This is a genomic window from Kitasatospora acidiphila (assembly GCF_006636205.1).
Lineage (GTDB): Bacteria > Actinomycetota > Actinomycetes > Streptomycetales > Streptomycetaceae > Kitasatospora > Kitasatospora acidiphila.
On record NZ_VIGB01000003.1, the window covers coordinates 6225361 to 6240173 of the forward strand.

The following is a 14813-nucleotide window of genomic DNA, read 5'->3' on the forward strand; positions in this document are numbered from 1 at the left end:
TCTACAGGACGGGGAAATCAGTCCGCGGCGGACTCCAGCCGGCCGAGCGCAAGCGCAATACGCAGAGTGAACGCCGAACGGACGTCCGACGGGGCGTACCCCGTGACGTCGGTCACACGACGCAGCCGGTAGCGCACGGTGTTGGGATGGACGAAGAGCATCCGGGCGGCTCCCTCCAGGGAGGAGGCCTGCTCCAGGTAGACACTCAGCGTCTCCAGCAGTGCCGACCCGGCCTCGTCCAGCGGTGTGTAGATCTCCTCCACCAGCTGGCGGCGCGCCACCTGGTCGCCGGCGAGTGCCCGCTCGGGCAGCAGGTCGTCGGCGAGCACCGGGCGCGGCGCGTCCGGCCAGGCCGCGCAGGCCCGCAGGCCGGCCGCGGCGGCGTGCGCCGAGCGGGTCGCCGACAGCAGGTCGCCCACCGTCGGGCCGACCACCACCGGGCCGGGCGCGAACTGGCCGATCAGCGCCCGGGCCGCGTGCACCGGCTCCTTCTCGCCGCCGACCACCACCACCAGGCGCTTGCCCAGCACCCCGGTCAGCACCTGCAGCCGGGCGTGCCGCGCGGCCCGGCGGATCGCCTCCACCACCGCCTCGCTGTCCCCGTCCGGCGCGTTGCCCATCACCACCCGCACCTGGCTGGGCTGTCCCCAGCCGAGCGCGGCGGCCCGGGACAGCAGGCCCTCGTCGGCGTCCCCGGAGAGCAGGGAGTTCACCACCAGGGCTTCGAGCCGGGCGTCCCAGGCGCCGCGGGCCTCCGCGGCCTGGGCGTACACCTGGGCGGTGGCGAAGGCGATCTCCCGGGCGTAGACCAGCACCGACTGGCGCATGCCGTCCTCGTCGCCCGGCGCTGCGACCTCCGGGATCGCCTCCTCCATCACCTCGATGGTGGTGCGGATCAGCTCCACGGTCTGACGCAGCGTGATCGCCCGGGTCAGCTCGCGCGGGGCGGTGCCGAACACATCGGTGCTGATCGCCTGCTTGGCCTCCGGGTGGCGGTACCACTCGGTGAAGGCCGCGATGCCCGCCTGGGCCACCAGGCCGATCCAGGAGCGGTGCTCCGGCGGCATCCGGCGGTACCAGCCCAGCTGGTCGTCCATCCGGGCGATCGCCGCGGTGGCGAGCTTTCCTGACGCCTTCTCCAGCCGCTTCAGGGTGGCGGCGCGCAACTCGGCGCGCTCGGCGGCCAGTCGTCGCTCCACGGCGGTGCCGCCGGAGGTCGCGGTCTGGCGCACACGGCGGGGGCCCGACGGGCGGGTGGCCTTCGGGGACGGCTGCTGCTCGGGTGGATCTGACGGGTCTGGCACAGGGACAAGACTGCCTCACCGCGTGGGGTGCCCGCACACGCCCCCCGCACCTGACCCGCTACGGTGGGTCAGGTGACCGACCCCGCGCGCCCACGGGCCGACCTGCGCCGCACCGCCGAGCGGTATGTCTCCGAGCCCGCCGCAGGGGTGCTGACCCGGCACGCGTTCTCGTTCTCCGAGCACTACGACCCGAAGAACCTGCACTTCGGCGCGCTACTGGCGTGCAACGAGGAGACCCTGGCCCCCGGCGCCGGCTTCGACGAGCACCGGCACCGGGACACCGAGATCCTCACCTGGGTGCTGGACGGCGCGCTTGCGCACCGTGACACCGACGGTCACGCCGGGGTGGTGCGCCCCGGCATGGTGCAGTACCTGAGCGCCGGCTCCGGCGTCGCGCACACCGAACGCAACGTCGGCGGGGCCGACGTTCCGGTGCGGTTCGTGCAGATGTGGCTGCAGCCGGACGTCTTCGGGACCGACCCCGCCTACGGCCTGCGCCGGGTGCCGGACGGGGACGGCCTGACCCTGCTGGCCTCGGGGATGACCCGCGACGCCGACACCGAGGCGCTGCGGCTGCGGCGCTCGGACGCGGCGCTCTGGCTGGTCACCGCCGAACCGCACCAGGCGCTGCCCGAGCTGCCCGAGGCCCCCTACCGCTACGCCCACCTGACGGCCGGTTCGCTCGGCTACCGCACCATCCCCGGGCCGCGCGGCCAGGGGCGCTCGCTCGACCCGGGCGACAGCGTGCGGATCACCGGGGAGGCGTTCGCCGCGCCGATGGCCGGGGAGCAGGGCGCCCAACTGCTGCTCTGGGAGATGCACTCGGGCCTGACGTACGGCTAGTCGGCCGGCTGGAGGCCGCGGATGACGGCGCGCTCGACCGGCGAGTGGGCGCCGTCGGCCCGGTCCAGCTCCAGCAGGCCGACCGGGACCAGCGGCGGCTGGGCGATGAAGCGGGCGGTGCTGCCGCGGTTGGGCTGGGCCGCGTGGATCAGGAACGGGTGGCACAGGTAGACGTCCCCGGCCCGCCCGGTGGCCAGCGCGATCTCCCGGTCCGGCGCGTCCAGCCGGCCGTCCTGGTCCATACGGGCGCACAGCTCGAAGCCGTCGACGCCCCGCTCGCCGTACTCCGCCAGGTAGCGCGGCACGTCCAGGTGGGAGCCGACCTTGATCCGGGTCGGGCCGTCCGCCTCGGTGACGTCGGAGAACAGGAAGAGCATCAGCAGGGACTGCCCCTGGGACCGCAGGTTGAGCCAGTAGCCGTTCTCGCCGTCGGGGGTGTAGCCGGCGTCCAGGTGCCAGCCGGTGTCCCCGGGGTCGGCGGGGTGCGGGAACCGGATCGGGAAGGTGCCGAGACCGGTGCGCGGCACCCAGCGCCCCTCGCCGACCAACTGGTCGAAGGCCGTGTGAAGCCGCTCGGTGGTCGCGGCCCGTTGGAACGGCTCGCTCCCGTAACCCCAGAGCCGGACCACCGGCTCGGTCCAACTGCTCGGGTCGGCCGGGTCGCAGCCGGTCTCCTGCCAGAGGAACTCCCGGCACTCGTCCGCCAGTTCACGCGGGAAGGCGTCCCGGAGCCGGACGAATCCGGCGGTGGTGAACTGGTCGATCTCTTCAGCTGTCAGCACGTGTCGCACGCCCGTGATTCTCGGTGCGGAGGTTGCCCGCGGCAATCGAATTGCGCGCGACTATGCCCACAGCTCGGCCAACAGCCCGTTCACCACCTCGGGTTGCTCCTGGTGCGGGGCGTGCACGGCGCCCGGGACCAGGACCCGGCGGGCGCCGATCCGCTCGGCGACGAAGGCGCCGCAGGCGAGCAGCGCCTCGCCGATGAACGCGCGGTAGTCCGGTGCGGCGGTCTCCCAGCTGCCGTTGACCACCAGCTTCGGGTAGTCGGCGGCCCTGATCGGCGCCAGCGGGATCATCGCGTCCCAGGCCGGCCGCTCCGCCATCGCGGAGGCGGCCGCGCGCAGCAGCTCCGGTGTGAACTCCGGCCGCGGCAGGCCGTAGTCATCCGTGGAGTAGCACAGGTACTCCTCGGGGCTCATCGGCTCCAGCTGCTCGCCGAACGCCGCCCGGATGCGCTTCAGCGCCGCCGCGATCTGAGGGACGTCGTCCTCCGCGGTGTGCAGCACGGAGGGTTCGATCAGTGCCAACGACCTGATGGAACCCGGTAGTTGAGCTGCCGCCAGCAATGCTCCGGCCGCGCCGTAGGAGTGCCCCACCAAGTGGGCGCCGCCGCCGAGCAGTTCGGCGATGTCCTCGGCGTCGACCTCGTAGTCGCTGTGCTCGATGTCAGGACTGGCGCCGAAGCCCCGCCGGTCCATCAGCTCCAACCTGAACTCGGTTGCGAGCGGGCGCTGTTCGCGGAAGCAGTCGGTGCCCCAGCTCAGCGTTCCGTGCACCAGCAGCACCCGATCGGTCGCCGCCGTGCCGTCCTGCCAGACCGTCACCCGCACCGGTTCGCGTCGCATACCGACGCATCCTACGGTGGGTCAGGTCGCGGGCGGCGGCCGATCCGGGGAGTCGTCAGCCGCGCTTGCCCTGGTACCAGTCCGCGTAGCTGATCCGGTCCACCGGGGTCACGGCCACGGTGGTGCCCCACTCGTTGCGGCCCAGGCGGGAGAGCGGGCGCAGCAGGCCCATCTCCGGATGGCCGTCGACCAGCACCGACTCGTCCACCGCCGCGTGCACCACCTCGCCGAGCACCAGGGTGCCGTCGCCCAGGGTGATGGTGCTGTGCAGTCGGCACTCCAGTGCCACCGGGGAGGCGGCCACCCGGGGCGGCTTGACCCGCAGCGAGGGTTCGGTGGCCAGCCCGATCGCCTCGAACTCGTCCACCTCGGCCGGGAAGTCCGCCCCGGAGGCGTTGACCTCGGCCATCAGCGGCTCGGGCGCCAGGTTCACCACGAACTCGCGGGTCTCCAGCACATTGCGCAGCGAATCCCGGCTGGCCACCGAGGTGAACTGGACGATCGGCGGCTCGATGCTGGAGATGGTGAAGAACGAGTGCGGGCCCAGGTTGGCCACCCCGTCGGCGCTCACCGTGGAGACCCAGGCGATGGGCCGGGGCACCACGGTGGCGGTGAGCAGGCGGTAGGTGGCGTCGCGGCCTATCTCGGCGGGACTGAAGTCGATGCGCATGCATACAGTATCCACGTCGCGGGATCGGCCCTGCGAGGGCCTCACGGGTGGTGGCCGCTGGGAACGGCTTGCGGGGGCGTCAACCGGCGTTGCACACCTGCACCACCCCGTACCGCCCGCTGGTGCGCCAGGCCTCGCCGGTGCCGTCGAGTTCGCGCACCGCAGCCTCCGGCAGGCCGGTCACCACATCCGACTTGAGGGTGCGCAGGGCGGCGACCGGCGACGGGAAGTGGCCGGCCGCCTCGGCGAACGGCGTGGTCGGCGGCCAGAGTCGATCGCCCACCAGGCGGCGGTAGTTGAGGTCGCCCTTGAGGATCGTCAGGGTGGCGCCGGCGAACTCGGCCGCCAGCTCGGCGGGCAGTTCGTGGTACGGCAGCGGGGCGCAGAAGAAGGCATGGGTGCGGACCGTCAGCGTGCCGTCGCCGATCGCCCGCCAGAGGCGGTCGCCGATCGCGCCGGCCTTCGACCTGCGCAACCGCCCCACCGCCGCCAGCACATCCGCCATCATGGCGTCGGAGACGTAGTACGGCTGCGGCTTCACCCAGAGCGCCATCTCGGCCGCCAGGCCGCTGGTCAGCAGGTGGTCGGTCAGCACCAGGTCCGGTAGCAGCTCGCGCCCGGCGTTGTCCGCCACCAGGTCGACCCGCCCGCCTGCCGTTCGCTCCAACTCCCGCCACAGCAGCGGCCCGTCGTCCACCAGCAGTCCGGTGGCGGTGACGGAGCCCGGGTCGTTCGTGATCCGGAACCCGAGGTCGGCCCGGTTGCCCCAGAGCGCCGAAGTCAGCAGCGCCGCACGCCGTTTGGCCTCCGGGAGGTCGAGCAGCGCGCTGAGGGTCGCCAACTCGTCGTCCACCGTGGGGTTCGCCAGCTCGGCGCTCTTGAACGGGCCGAACGGGTCGACGCCATGCCAGGCGCCCGAGGTGAAGTAGCCGGTGGCGTGGAGCAGTCGGCGGTAGAAGTAGCTCTCCGCCCAGAGGAACGGCACCTCGCCCCAGGGCAGCCCCCACAGTCGCTCGCCCCAGCGAAGCCACTGCTCGTGGTCGGGGGCGTCCGGCGGCAGCGGGGTGAGCACGCCGGTGGTGCTCTCCGCCAGCAGCTGCTCGACGTGCCGGCGTTCGGCCGGCCCGTACGGCAGCGCGTCCAGCACCTGCCGCAGCAGCTTGGGGTGCCGCTCGTGGAAGACGCTCCAGGGGAAGGAGCCGGGGTCGCCGCTGAGGATCACCGGTGCGTCGGGCATGGCCGGGGTCCGCCTTTCGTCAGGCTGCTGCCGCTTCTCGTCAGGCTGCTGCTTCTTCATCCTCTGCCGGGCGGCAGAGCTGCACCAGGTCGTCCAGCGACAGGTCCAGGGCGGCGGCGAGGGCCGCGATGGTGAAGAACGCGGGTGTGGGGGCCCGGCCGGTCTCGATCTTGCGGAGGGTCTCGGTGGACAGGCCCGCCTGAGCGGCGACCTGCACCATGCTCCGCTCGCCGCGGGCCCGCCGGAGCAGGGCGCCGAGCCGTTCGCCGCGTTCGCGTTCCTGAGGGGTGAGGGGTGTGCGCACCATGGCACCAATACTAATGCCGTGATACAAATACCGGTATAAGAATTGGTGCCCAGCTGGGAGTGGACGATGGTGGAGATCAAGACCGATACGGCGCTGGACGCGATGCGCGAGGCCGGGAGGGTGGTCGCCGACGCGCTCGCCGCGGCGCGCGAGGCAGCGGGGGTCGGGGTGTCGCTGCAGGAACTCGACGAGGCGGCGAGGGCAGTGCTCCGCGAGGCCGGCGCCGACTCGCCGTTCCTCAACTACCGCCCCCACTTCGCCCTCACCCCGTTCCCGGCAGTCATCTGCACCTCCGTCAACGACGCCATCGTGCACGGCATCCCGACGGATTACCGGCTCCGTGACGGCGACCTGGTCAGCGTCGACTGCGGGGCCCGCCTCGGCGGCTGGACCGGCGACTCGGCGATCAGCTTCACCGTCGGCACACCCCGCCCCGCCGACCTGCGCCTGATCGAGACCACCCAACGCGCCCTGCAGGCCGGCATCGCCGCCGCCGTGGTCGGCGCCCGGATCGGCGACATCTCCCACGCCATCGGCACCATCGGCCGCGCGGCGGGCTACGGCATCATCGCCGACTTCGGCGGCCACGGCATCGGCCGCCGCATGCACGAGGACCCGCACGTCGCCAACGAGGGCCGCCCGGGCCGGGGCATGGTGCTGCGGCACGGCATGGTGCTGGCCCTGGAGCCGATGTTCCTGGCGGGCGGCGGCGACACCTACCTGACGGCACCGGACGGCTGGACCCTGCTCACCGCCGACGGCACCCGCGCCGCGCACTGCGAGCACACGGTGGCGGTGACGGAGGACGGGCCCCGGGTGCTGACGATGGGGTGAAGGGGCCGGCTATCGAGCCCGCTCGTTGCAGGCCTGCGCGCACCCGACGGTCGGGCGTTGCCGAAGGTCGGCGCAACTGGCCCTTGGTTCTGCGGCCCCGTTCGTTACCGCCCGCCGTCTTCGTGTGCGCGCACGAACTCCGCGATGCGGGCCAGGGTCCCCGGGGTGTCCGTGTGGATGTGGCCCGCCAGGCCCAGGGTGCGGGCGGCGGCGACGTGGGTGGGGGTGTCGTCGATGAAGAGGGCGTCGGTGGGGGTGCTGGCGAGGCGGTGCAGGGTCAACTCGTAGATGCGGGGGTCGGGTTTGGCACAGCCGACCTCGCAGGAGAGGACGAGGGCGTCCACCAGGTCGAGCAGGCCGGCGCGTTGGAGGGCGGGGCGCATCGAGGGCCAGGCGTTGCTGACGATCGCGGTGCGGATGGACGGGCGGAGGGCGCGCAGGGCGGCGACCAGGGCCGGATCCCAGGTCCGACTGAGCGTCACATCGGCGCGCAGGGCGGCGAGCTGGTCCCCGCCGAGCCGCAAGCGGTCGCGAACCACGCCCCACCAGGCGTCCTCGCTCACCCGCCCGATCAGGATCTGGTCGTCGTTGCCGCCGAAGAGGGCTGCCAGCACGTCGGCGGGCGTGCAACCGAGCCGGGCGGCCCAGTCGTCGGCGATGGCCGGGAGGTGGTCAGGGCTGAGGACACCGCCGATGTCGATCAGCACGGCCGGCCGGGACATGCGGCTCACCCCAGCAGTTCGAGGAGCGGCGCGAGCCCGGCGGGACGCTCGGCGACGGGGAGGTGGTCGACCGGGAAGTACTGGCAGCCGATCGCGGTGGCGGCGGCGTCCTGGACCGGATGGTCGCCCACCATCAGGACGTCCTCCGGCGCCAACCCGAGCCGGTCGCAGGCGGCTTGGAAGATCGCGGGGTCGGGCTTCTGTACGCCGACCTCGAACGAGAAGACGTAGGCGTCGACCAGCTCGTCCAGGCCGTGGGAGACGAACACCGGCCGCAGGTCCCAGCCGATGTTGCTCACCACGGCGATCGGCAGCCCGCGCCGCCGCAGCTCGCGCAGGGTCGGCTCGGCATCGGGGTACGGCTGCCAGGCGGCCGCCGACCGGTGGCGATCGTAGAACGTGTCCGCCGACAGGCCGGCCGGCAGCTCAGCGGCCCGGGCCAGCGCGGTGTAGGCGGCACGGTGTTGATCCGCGCTCAGGTCGCGGGCCGCCCAGAGCGGCTCGATCGCCTCAGGGAGTTCGACCGGTACAGGCCCGCCGGGGAGCGCGCCGAAGTGGTCCAAGCGTCGCAGCAGGTCAGCGCGTTCGTGTTCGGGGACGGCGAGACCGGTGAGGGTGAGGCAGGCGTCGAGCCACTCGGCGGTGGACTCGATGCGGAAGAGCGTGCCGGAGAAGTCCAGGAGGACACCCTTGATCATGCGGCGAGCCTATCGGCGCCACGGCACCCGGTCGATGACACGCGGAGCGCCGCGCGCGCAGTTTCCGTGATCCGACGCCGTCCCGCGCGTCTCCTGAAGGGGATTCCGGATCGTGGCCGACCGCCACGGCTGATGGAGGGGTGGCACATGAGGCTCGAGCTGCGGCACCTGCAGATGCTCTGTGCGATGGCCGACTGCGGGAGCGTGGGCCGCGCGGCCGCTCTGCTCGGCTATTCGCAGCAGGCCCTGAGCGGACAACTCCAGCGCATCGAAAATCACTTCGGCCAGCCCTGTTCAAACGCACCGCCGACGGCGTCAAGCCGACCGGCTACGGCGCCGCCATCGTGGCGCAGGCTCGCGATGTGGTGACCCGCGCCGGCGCCATCGGCGGACACCCCGCACCCAGTGAGATGCGGCAGGCCGACCGCCCCCGGCCGCTGCGGCTGGCCACCACCGGCTCGCCGCTCCTCGCGGGCATGGCGACCCGGGCCCGCGACCGGCTCGGCGAGCTGCCGCTGAACGTCACCAGCGTTCACCAGCCAGCGGCGGCAGCCGAGTTGCTGGAGCGGGGCGCCGTCGATGTCGCACTCGGCGTCGACCATCCGGGGCGAACCGTGCGCCTGGCCCCCCTCCCTCGCGCAGCTGGGCATCGCCACCGAGCCGCTGTTCATCGCCATGCCCGCCGGGCACCGGCTGCGCCACCGCCTGGAGGTGCGACTCGCCGAACTCGCCGACGACCGCTGGTTCCTCGCGCCGGACAACGGCGCGGGGTGGCCGGCTGCCCTCCACCAAGCGTGCGCGGCGGACGGATTCACCCCAGCCGCCGTGCACGAGTACCTCGGCGACCACCAGCAGCTCCAACTCATGGTGGCCCAGGGGATGGGCGTGACGGTGGTCCACGCCACCGTGCGGGCGATCCCGGGCGTGCTCGTCAAGCCACTGGTGGGCTCCCCCTCTGGCGCCGCCACCTGCTCGCCTGGCGGCCGGACGCCGTGACCGGGCCGGTGCTGGAGGTCCTGCACGCCTCGGCGGTCGCCGCCTACCGCGAACTGGTCGCCGGGGCGCCGCACTTCCAGGCCTGGGTCAAGCGGACGTACCAGGTCAGGATGGCCGTCGAGGCCGAGTAGCAACAACGCCAGAACAGCTCGGTGTTATGAGCAGGACCTCGCAACTGCTGTGTCCCCGAGCGTTCCCCCAGGCTCCCGCGCGATGGAAGTCTGCCTAACCAGCACCGGGGCCTGCACGCTCCGCTGCCGCACCTCCCCCACGCACACGTCACTTGAGGAGCGCCATGCTGCGCCGACCCACCCTCAGAAGCCTCGCGGCAACTCTCGCCGCCACCACCCTGCTCGGCCTCGGAACCGGCACCGCGCTCGCCGCGCCACCCGGTTCTGCCCCGCCCACCGCTGCGTCCGGGGTGGCAGCGGTGCCCGCCCAAGGCCACGCCCGGCCCCCGGCCGCCTACGCCCCGACCGGTGTCTCGGACGCCGGTACCGACCGGGACGCCGTCCAGACCGGTCGCCTCACCCCCGCCCAACTGCCCCCGGCCCGCCCGGCCTTGCCGCACCAGACCGCTGCCCACGCGGCCCACCTGGCGGCCGCCCAGTCGTGCACCCCCGCCGACTTCAGCGGCCGCACCGGGGCCGCGCTCGCCGCGTACCTGGAGTCCTCGACCACCGACTGCGTCAACACCCTGTTCGCGCTCACCGGAAAGGACGCGCACGGGGTGTTCCAGGAGTCCCAGGCGATCCCGGTCGCCCAGGCCCTGAAGACGGTGGCCGCCGCCTACGAGGGCGACGACTCCTCCGGCATCCAGCAACTCGTGCTCTACCTGCGCGCCGCCTACTACGTGCAGTTCTACGACGCGGCCGACGTCGGCCCGTACGACGACAAGCTGACCGCCCCGGTGACGGCGGCCATGGACGCGTTCTTCGCCAACCCGCACTCGCGGGACGTGACGGGCGCCAACGGCGCCATCCTGGGCGAGACGGTCACCCTCACCGACAGCGCCAACCTGCACCAGCACTACCTGGACGTCTACCAGCGCCTCTACACCGCGTACAGCAGCTCCTGGGACGCGGTCTCGGGCATGGACACCGCCGTCTACAACGCCAACAGCGCGCTCTGGCGGGCGGCGAACAACCCGGCGTTCGTCACGGCCATCACCGGCGACCACGGCCTGGTCAACACGCTCAACGCGTTCGTGCGGGGCCACACCGGCATGCTCGGCGGCGACAACACCTTCATGGTCGCGGGCGCCGGCCAGGACCTGGCGGCCTACGTCCAGTTCCCCGCGCTGCGGCCGACCGTCCAGCCGTTGATGCTCGGCGTGCTGCACACAGCGCGGATGACCGGCCCGACGGCCGCGCTCTGGGTCGCCGTGGCCCAGCAGAGCGTCGACTTCGACGCGGCGAACTGCGCCGCCTACGGCACCTGCAACCTGCCCGACCGGCTGAAGGCCGCCGTGCTGACCGCCTCGCACACCTGCACACCGACGATCACGGTGGCGGCCCAGGCCCTCGACGCGACCCAGCTCGCGGCGGTCTGCGACAGCCTCGCCAAGCAGGTCCCGTGGTTCCAGAACCTGGTGCGGGCCGGCGGTCCGATCCCGGGCCAGACCATCACCGGCGAGACCATGGTGGTGTTCGCCAGCCGGCAGGACTACCAGATCTACGGCCCCGCGATCTACAACATCGACACCGACAACGGCGGCATCACCGAGACCGGTGACCCGAGCCAGCCCGGCAACTCCGCGTTCTCGGTGATGTACCAGGTGCCCTACGCCACCGACTTCACCGCGAACATCTGGAACCTCAACCACGAGTTCACCCACTACCTCGACGCCGTGGACAACACCCGCGGCGACTTCACGGCCGAGACCGCCGTCCCGGACGTGTGGTGGATCGAGGGCATCGCCGAGTACACCTCCTACACCTACCGGGGTGTCGCGGACACCGAGGCACTGGCCGACGCGCCCCAGCACACCTACGCGTTGAGCACCCTCTTCCAGAACACCTACGGCAACAGCGACACGACCCGCACCTACCCGTGGGGCTACCTGGCGGTGCGCTACATGTGGGAGCGCCACCTCGACGTGATGTACGCGATGCTGGGGCACTTCCGGACCGGCGACTACACCGGCGGCTACAACGTCTACAACTCGCTCGGCACCAAGTACGACGCGGACTTCGCCAGTTGGCTCGACGGGCTCGCGGGCAGCGGGAGCGGCAGCCCGACGGCGGCCTTCGGCACCTCGATCGACCGCATGTCGGTGGCCTTCACCGACAAGTCCACTGAGACCGGCAACGGCCGGATCACCGGCTGGAGTTGGACATTCGGCGACGGCTCCACCGCTAGCGTCCAGAACCCGACGCACAGTTACGCCAAGCCCGGCAGCTACACCGCCACCCTGACGGTCACCGACAGCAACGGCCACACGGCCACCACCACGGCCCAGGTCGCGGTCAGCAGCACCACCGCCTGCACCGGCGCCGACCAGCGGCTGCTGGACCGGAACTGCTACCGCGCAAACCAGTCGGCCGCGGCCGGCGGCGAGGACTACCTGTACATCTACCTGCCCGCCGGCACCACCCAGTTGACGGTCAGCACCACGGGTGGCAGCGGTACTGCGTACCTCTACTACAGCCCGAGCGGCTGGGCGACCAAGACCCACCACTCGGTCGCGTCCACCCACCCCGGGACGGCGCAGTCCCTGACCGTCACCAACACGACGGCCGGGTACCGGTACATCACCCTGTACGGCGCCACCGCGTTCAACGGGGTCACCGTGAGTGCCGGTTACTGACCTGCCTGACGGGCTGGTGACCGTGGTCGACCCCGGTGGCGCGATCGCCGCCGGGGTCGACCACGTGTCCATGCGGTGGCCCTGCCCGGAGCACGCGCGGACCTCCGCAGTCCGCCATGAACCACTCAAGTGTCATGCTTTGGAAACAGCCCCTCCAGCTGCCCCGATCGCCGTTGCGGCAAGGTCACTTCGCCTCGTAACGTTCTCCCCGGGAAGCCCGGCTCCCACTGCTCCCAGGTCTCTGGTCGAGCGGGGTCCAGGTGCTCCCTCTCCAACCGAAACATTCCCTGGGGGGGAATCATGACGCACGCACGTGCCCTGCGCCGCCGTCTGGGCGGCCTCGTCCGCCGAGTGGCCGTCGTCTCCGCGCTCACCGCCGCGGTGGCCGGCGCGGCCATGCCGGCCATGGCCACCACGCCGCCCCCGCCGCCGTGCGACGTGTGCCACTGGGGCAACGGCGCCGACGTTCCGTCCGGCGCCACCCTGAAGAGCGGCACGCAGGTCCAGTTCGGGCAGCTGACCACCCTCACCATGCAGTCGGACGGCAACCTGGTCCTCAGGACCCAGGGCGAGCCCAGCTTCGTCCTGTGGGCCGGCGGCACCTACGGGCACCCGGGGGCGACCGCGACGATGCAGGCCGACGGCAACTTCGTCATCTACGACACCAACCACAAGGCGCTGTGGTCCACCGGCACCTACTTCCACGCCGGTGCCCACTTCAGCCTGATGGAAGACCGGAACCTGGTCGTCTACGACGCCCACAACAAGGCCATCTGGCAGTCCGGCAGCAACCTCAAGAAGACCCCCTTGGACTTGGGCGGCCAGGTCGTCACCCAGCTCAACTCCGGGGCGACGCTCTACGGCACCAAGACCCGGCTGGTCATGCAGCCCGACGGCAACCTCGTCATCTACTCGCAGCGGACGGGTGCCGCTCTCTGGTCCAGCATGACCTTCGGCCACGCCGGTGCCCACCTCGTGACGGGCACTGACCGACTGGCCATCTACCCCGCCCAGAGCGGCGCCCCGCTGTGGACCTCCCCCACGGGCGGCCACGGCCAGGTCGTCGGCGTCTTCCAGAAGGACGACGACTTCGTCATCTACGACGAGCTGGGCAACGTCCTCTGGGCCACGTACACCAACTACGTCGCCTGACGGGGTTCACCCACCCGCTGGTACCGCTGAGTTGACGGTCAGCGCCGAGGTGCGCGGTAGCGGTACCTCGCCCCCTGCGTGACGCATGTAGGCCCCGATGGCACTCTCGCCATCGGGGCCGACATGCGTCACGAGGTCTGTGAGTAGACGGTCGGAGAGTCGCGCCAGGTGCACTAGGGGTTCGCCGACGTCAGGTCAGGGACTGGGCGGGGTGGAGGGGTCAGGTGGATCACGGGAGCGGCTTGCAGTCCTGCCCGTTGATCCACAAGGCGCCCTCGGCCCAACCTGTTGCGCACTGCCACTTGCTGCCCTGCTGGTTGGTGACGGTGAAGTCGGAGAGCGGCCCCCAGCTGTCGGTGTTGCAGTTTCGTCCGAACACGCTGGACTCCTCCGCGTTCACCTCTTGGCACTGGATGACCTCCCCGGCCCGCGTTGCGGCGGCGGTGCTCCTGGCGGTGGTGTGCGGTGCGGCTGCGGCTGCGGCTGCGGAGGCGGCGGCTGGTGCGGCGGCGGCGAGGAAGGCCGCGATCGCGCCGACCGCCAGGGTGCGCAGGGCGGTCCGAGATGAGTTCAGGGTGGTGGTCATGCTGGGTTTCCTCCTTGATCGGTGCCCGGGCATGGGGGTGGCCGGACGGGGGGTGTCGCGCTGGCTGATCGGGGGGTGGGCCTACGCGGCCGGTCTGTCTTCGGCCACGTCGGCAGGACGCGGCCAGGCCGGCGCCCCCGGGCCCGCTGACGTGGCCCCTAGCGCACGTTGTTCTCCGTAATGACATCCTCTTGGCACTGAACGCTGTGGCGGGCCGCGTCTGCCTTCGCCTTCCGCACCCCGGCGGGGAGCCAAGTCCCTTGTGCGGCTTGGCGGCCACGGGGTGTGATGGTGATGTTCCAAGGGCTGTCGGCGGCGGACCACGGGACTGGGAGGATGGCGATGCCCGCGTCCTCCCAGGCGGCGAAGGCATCGGCGAGCTCGGCGTTGATGTCGATGGTGGGGCTGTCGTGGGAGCAGCCGTAGGTGCCGGACAGGGCGGTGCCGCCGTAGTTGTTGGGGGCGCCTACCGGGTCGGTCGCCGCGAAGAGGGTTTGGGCGACGGTGATCCGCTCGTCCGTCTGACCGGTGGGGTCGTCGAGGGTGAGGGTGGCGTGGGCCTCGACGGGAACGCCCCGGGCGAACAAGGGTGAATCGGGGTCGGGGAGGACGGTTGCGTTCCATGGGGCGTTGGAGGCACGGCACGGTCCGCTGAGGCTGATGCTGCCCCTGGCGTCGTTCTGGGCGGTCAGGTCGATGCGCAGCCGGGCCTTGCGAGTGTCGGAGGGATCGTTGCAGCTGTAGGTGCCGCCGAGGGAGACGGAGCCGTCGGAATTGACCGTTGCGGTGCCCTGAGTGATCGACAGGTCGAGGGTGGTGCCGAGGATTTCGATGCGTGACTCGGGGCCGCCCGGATCGGGCGCGGAGGCCTGGGCGACGGTGGCCTGGGCAGTGGGGACGACGAGGGCGGCGGCCAGGGTGACGCTGCCGAGCGCGAGCGCGCAGTGGGGGGTGAATCGCATGGGGACTCGACTCCAGGTGGGGACACGTCGGCGCCCGGGTGCGGGTATCCGAGGCCGAGGGAGCA

General features: G+C 71.9%; 18 protein-coding genes. 7 read left to right on the plus strand and 11 right to left on the minus strand.

Annotated elements, in window-relative coordinates; translation table 11 throughout:
• Positions 1–17: 17 nt before the first annotated feature.
• Positions 18–1199: a PucR family transcriptional regulator gene (locus tag E6W39_RS29465; protein WP_181799723.1), complete on the minus strand. Its 1182-nt coding sequence runs from the start codon at positions 1197–1199 to the stop codon at positions 18–20.
• Between the two features lie 177 nt (positions 1200–1376).
• On the opposite strand from E6W39_RS29465, the gene E6W39_RS29470 reads away from it, so the two are divergent.
• Positions 1377–2147: a pirin family protein gene (locus tag E6W39_RS29470; RefSeq protein ID WP_141636080.1), complete on the plus strand. Its 771-nt coding sequence runs from the start codon at positions 1377–1379 to the stop codon at positions 2145–2147.
• On the opposite strand, the gene E6W39_RS29475 is transcribed toward E6W39_RS29470, so the two are convergent.
• The 5 genes from E6W39_RS29475 to E6W39_RS29495 form a co-directional block, all read right to left on the minus strand.
• Complete coding sequence (locus E6W39_RS29475) at positions 2144–2938, minus strand: phytanoyl-CoA dioxygenase family protein (protein WP_228718406.1); 795 nt, start codon at positions 2936–2938, stop codon at positions 2144–2146. The two genes, E6W39_RS29470 and E6W39_RS29475, sit on opposite strands and share 4 nt — an antisense overlap.
• A gap of 51 nt (positions 2939–2989) precedes the next feature.
• Positions 2990–3775, minus strand: coding sequence for an alpha/beta fold hydrolase (locus E6W39_RS29480; RefSeq protein WP_141636081.1), 786 nt, complete (start codon positions 3773–3775; stop codon positions 2990–2992).
• A gap of 55 nt (positions 3776–3830) precedes the next feature.
• Positions 3831–4445 (minus strand): flavin reductase family protein, encoded by a 615-nt coding sequence (locus E6W39_RS29485; protein WP_141636082.1) that lies wholly within the window; start codon positions 4443–4445, stop codon positions 3831–3833.
• Positions 4446–4524: 79 nt separating this feature from the next.
• Positions 4525–5682, minus strand: coding sequence for a damage-control phosphatase ARMT1 family protein (locus E6W39_RS29490; RefSeq protein WP_220140279.1), 1158 nt, complete (start codon positions 5680–5682; stop codon positions 4525–4527).
• Between the two features lie 40 nt (positions 5683–5722).
• Positions 5723–5989 (minus strand): helix-turn-helix domain-containing protein, encoded by a 267-nt coding sequence (locus E6W39_RS29495; protein WP_141636084.1) that lies wholly within the window; start codon positions 5987–5989, stop codon positions 5723–5725.
• 66 nt (positions 5990–6055) lie between these two features.
• On the opposite strand from E6W39_RS29495, the gene map reads away from it, so the two are divergent.
• Complete coding sequence (gene map / locus E6W39_RS29500) at positions 6056–6823, plus strand: type I methionyl aminopeptidase (RefSeq protein ID WP_141636085.1); 768 nt, start codon at positions 6056–6058, stop codon at positions 6821–6823.
• Positions 6824–6927: 104 nt separating this feature from the next.
• Here map and E6W39_RS29505 read toward each other — a convergent pair whose 3' ends face one another.
• The gene (locus E6W39_RS29505) at positions 6928–7545 is read right to left on the minus strand and encodes an HAD-IA family hydrolase (RefSeq protein WP_141636086.1); all 618 of its coding nucleotides are present in this window, start codon (positions 7543–7545) and stop codon (positions 6928–6930) included.
• Positions 7546–7550: 5 nt separating this feature from the next.
• The gene (locus E6W39_RS29510) at positions 7551–8240 is read right to left on the minus strand and encodes an HAD family hydrolase (RefSeq protein WP_141638020.1); all 690 of its coding nucleotides are present in this window, start codon (positions 8238–8240) and stop codon (positions 7551–7553) included.
• A gap of 177 nt (positions 8241–8417) precedes the next feature.
• Here E6W39_RS29510 and E6W39_RS43715 point away from each other — a divergent pair, with 177 nt between their 5' ends.
• Entirely contained in the window at positions 8418–8612 is a 195-nt protein-coding gene (locus E6W39_RS43715; protein WP_323809163.1) for a helix-turn-helix domain-containing protein, read from the plus strand.
• Here E6W39_RS43715 and E6W39_RS43720 read toward each other — a convergent pair.
• Positions 8519–8845 (minus strand): hypothetical protein, encoded by a 327-nt coding sequence (locus E6W39_RS43720; protein WP_323809175.1) that lies wholly within the window; start codon positions 8843–8845, stop codon positions 8519–8521. The genes E6W39_RS43715 and E6W39_RS43720 overlap by 94 nt on opposite strands.
• On the opposite strand from E6W39_RS43720, the gene E6W39_RS43725 reads away from it, so the two are divergent.
• From E6W39_RS43725 to E6W39_RS29525, 4 genes are all read left to right on the plus strand, one after another.
• On the plus strand, positions 8823–9239 hold the full coding sequence (locus tag E6W39_RS43725; RefSeq protein ID WP_323809100.1) for a LysR substrate-binding domain-containing protein: 417 nt from the start codon (positions 8823–8825) through the stop codon (positions 9237–9239). The genes E6W39_RS43720 and E6W39_RS43725 overlap by 23 nt on opposite strands.
• A complete protein-coding gene (locus tag E6W39_RS43730; RefSeq protein ID WP_323809101.1) occupies positions 9236–9370 on the plus strand; it encodes a hypothetical protein in 135 nt (44 codons plus the stop codon). Before E6W39_RS43725 ends, E6W39_RS43730 begins: the two co-directional genes overlap by 4 nt.
• Positions 9371–9534: 164 nt before the next feature.
• A complete protein-coding gene (locus E6W39_RS29520; RefSeq protein WP_141636087.1) occupies positions 9535–12048 on the plus strand; it encodes a collagenase in 2514 nt (837 codons plus the stop codon).
• A 300-nt stretch (positions 12049–12348) separates the two neighbouring features.
• Positions 12349–13200, plus strand: coding sequence for a hypothetical protein (locus E6W39_RS29525; RefSeq protein WP_141636088.1), 852 nt, complete (start codon positions 12349–12351; stop codon positions 13198–13200).
• A 229-nt stretch (positions 13201–13429) separates the two neighbouring features.
• Here the strand turns inward: E6W39_RS29525 and E6W39_RS39815 are convergent, their stop codons facing one another.
• Together E6W39_RS39815 and E6W39_RS29535 are read right to left on the minus strand one after the other, a co-directional pair.
• Positions 13430–13786 carry a hypothetical protein gene (locus E6W39_RS39815; protein WP_181799495.1) on the minus strand — a complete coding sequence of 119 codons (357 nt, stop codon included), beginning with the start codon at positions 13784–13786 and terminating at the stop codon, positions 13430–13432.
• A 158-nt stretch (positions 13787–13944) separates the two neighbouring features.
• The gene (locus E6W39_RS29535; protein ID WP_141636089.1) at positions 13945–14748 is read right to left on the minus strand and encodes a hypothetical protein; all 804 of its coding nucleotides are present in this window, start codon (positions 14746–14748) and stop codon (positions 13945–13947) included.
• Positions 14749–14813 lie beyond the last annotated feature (65 nt).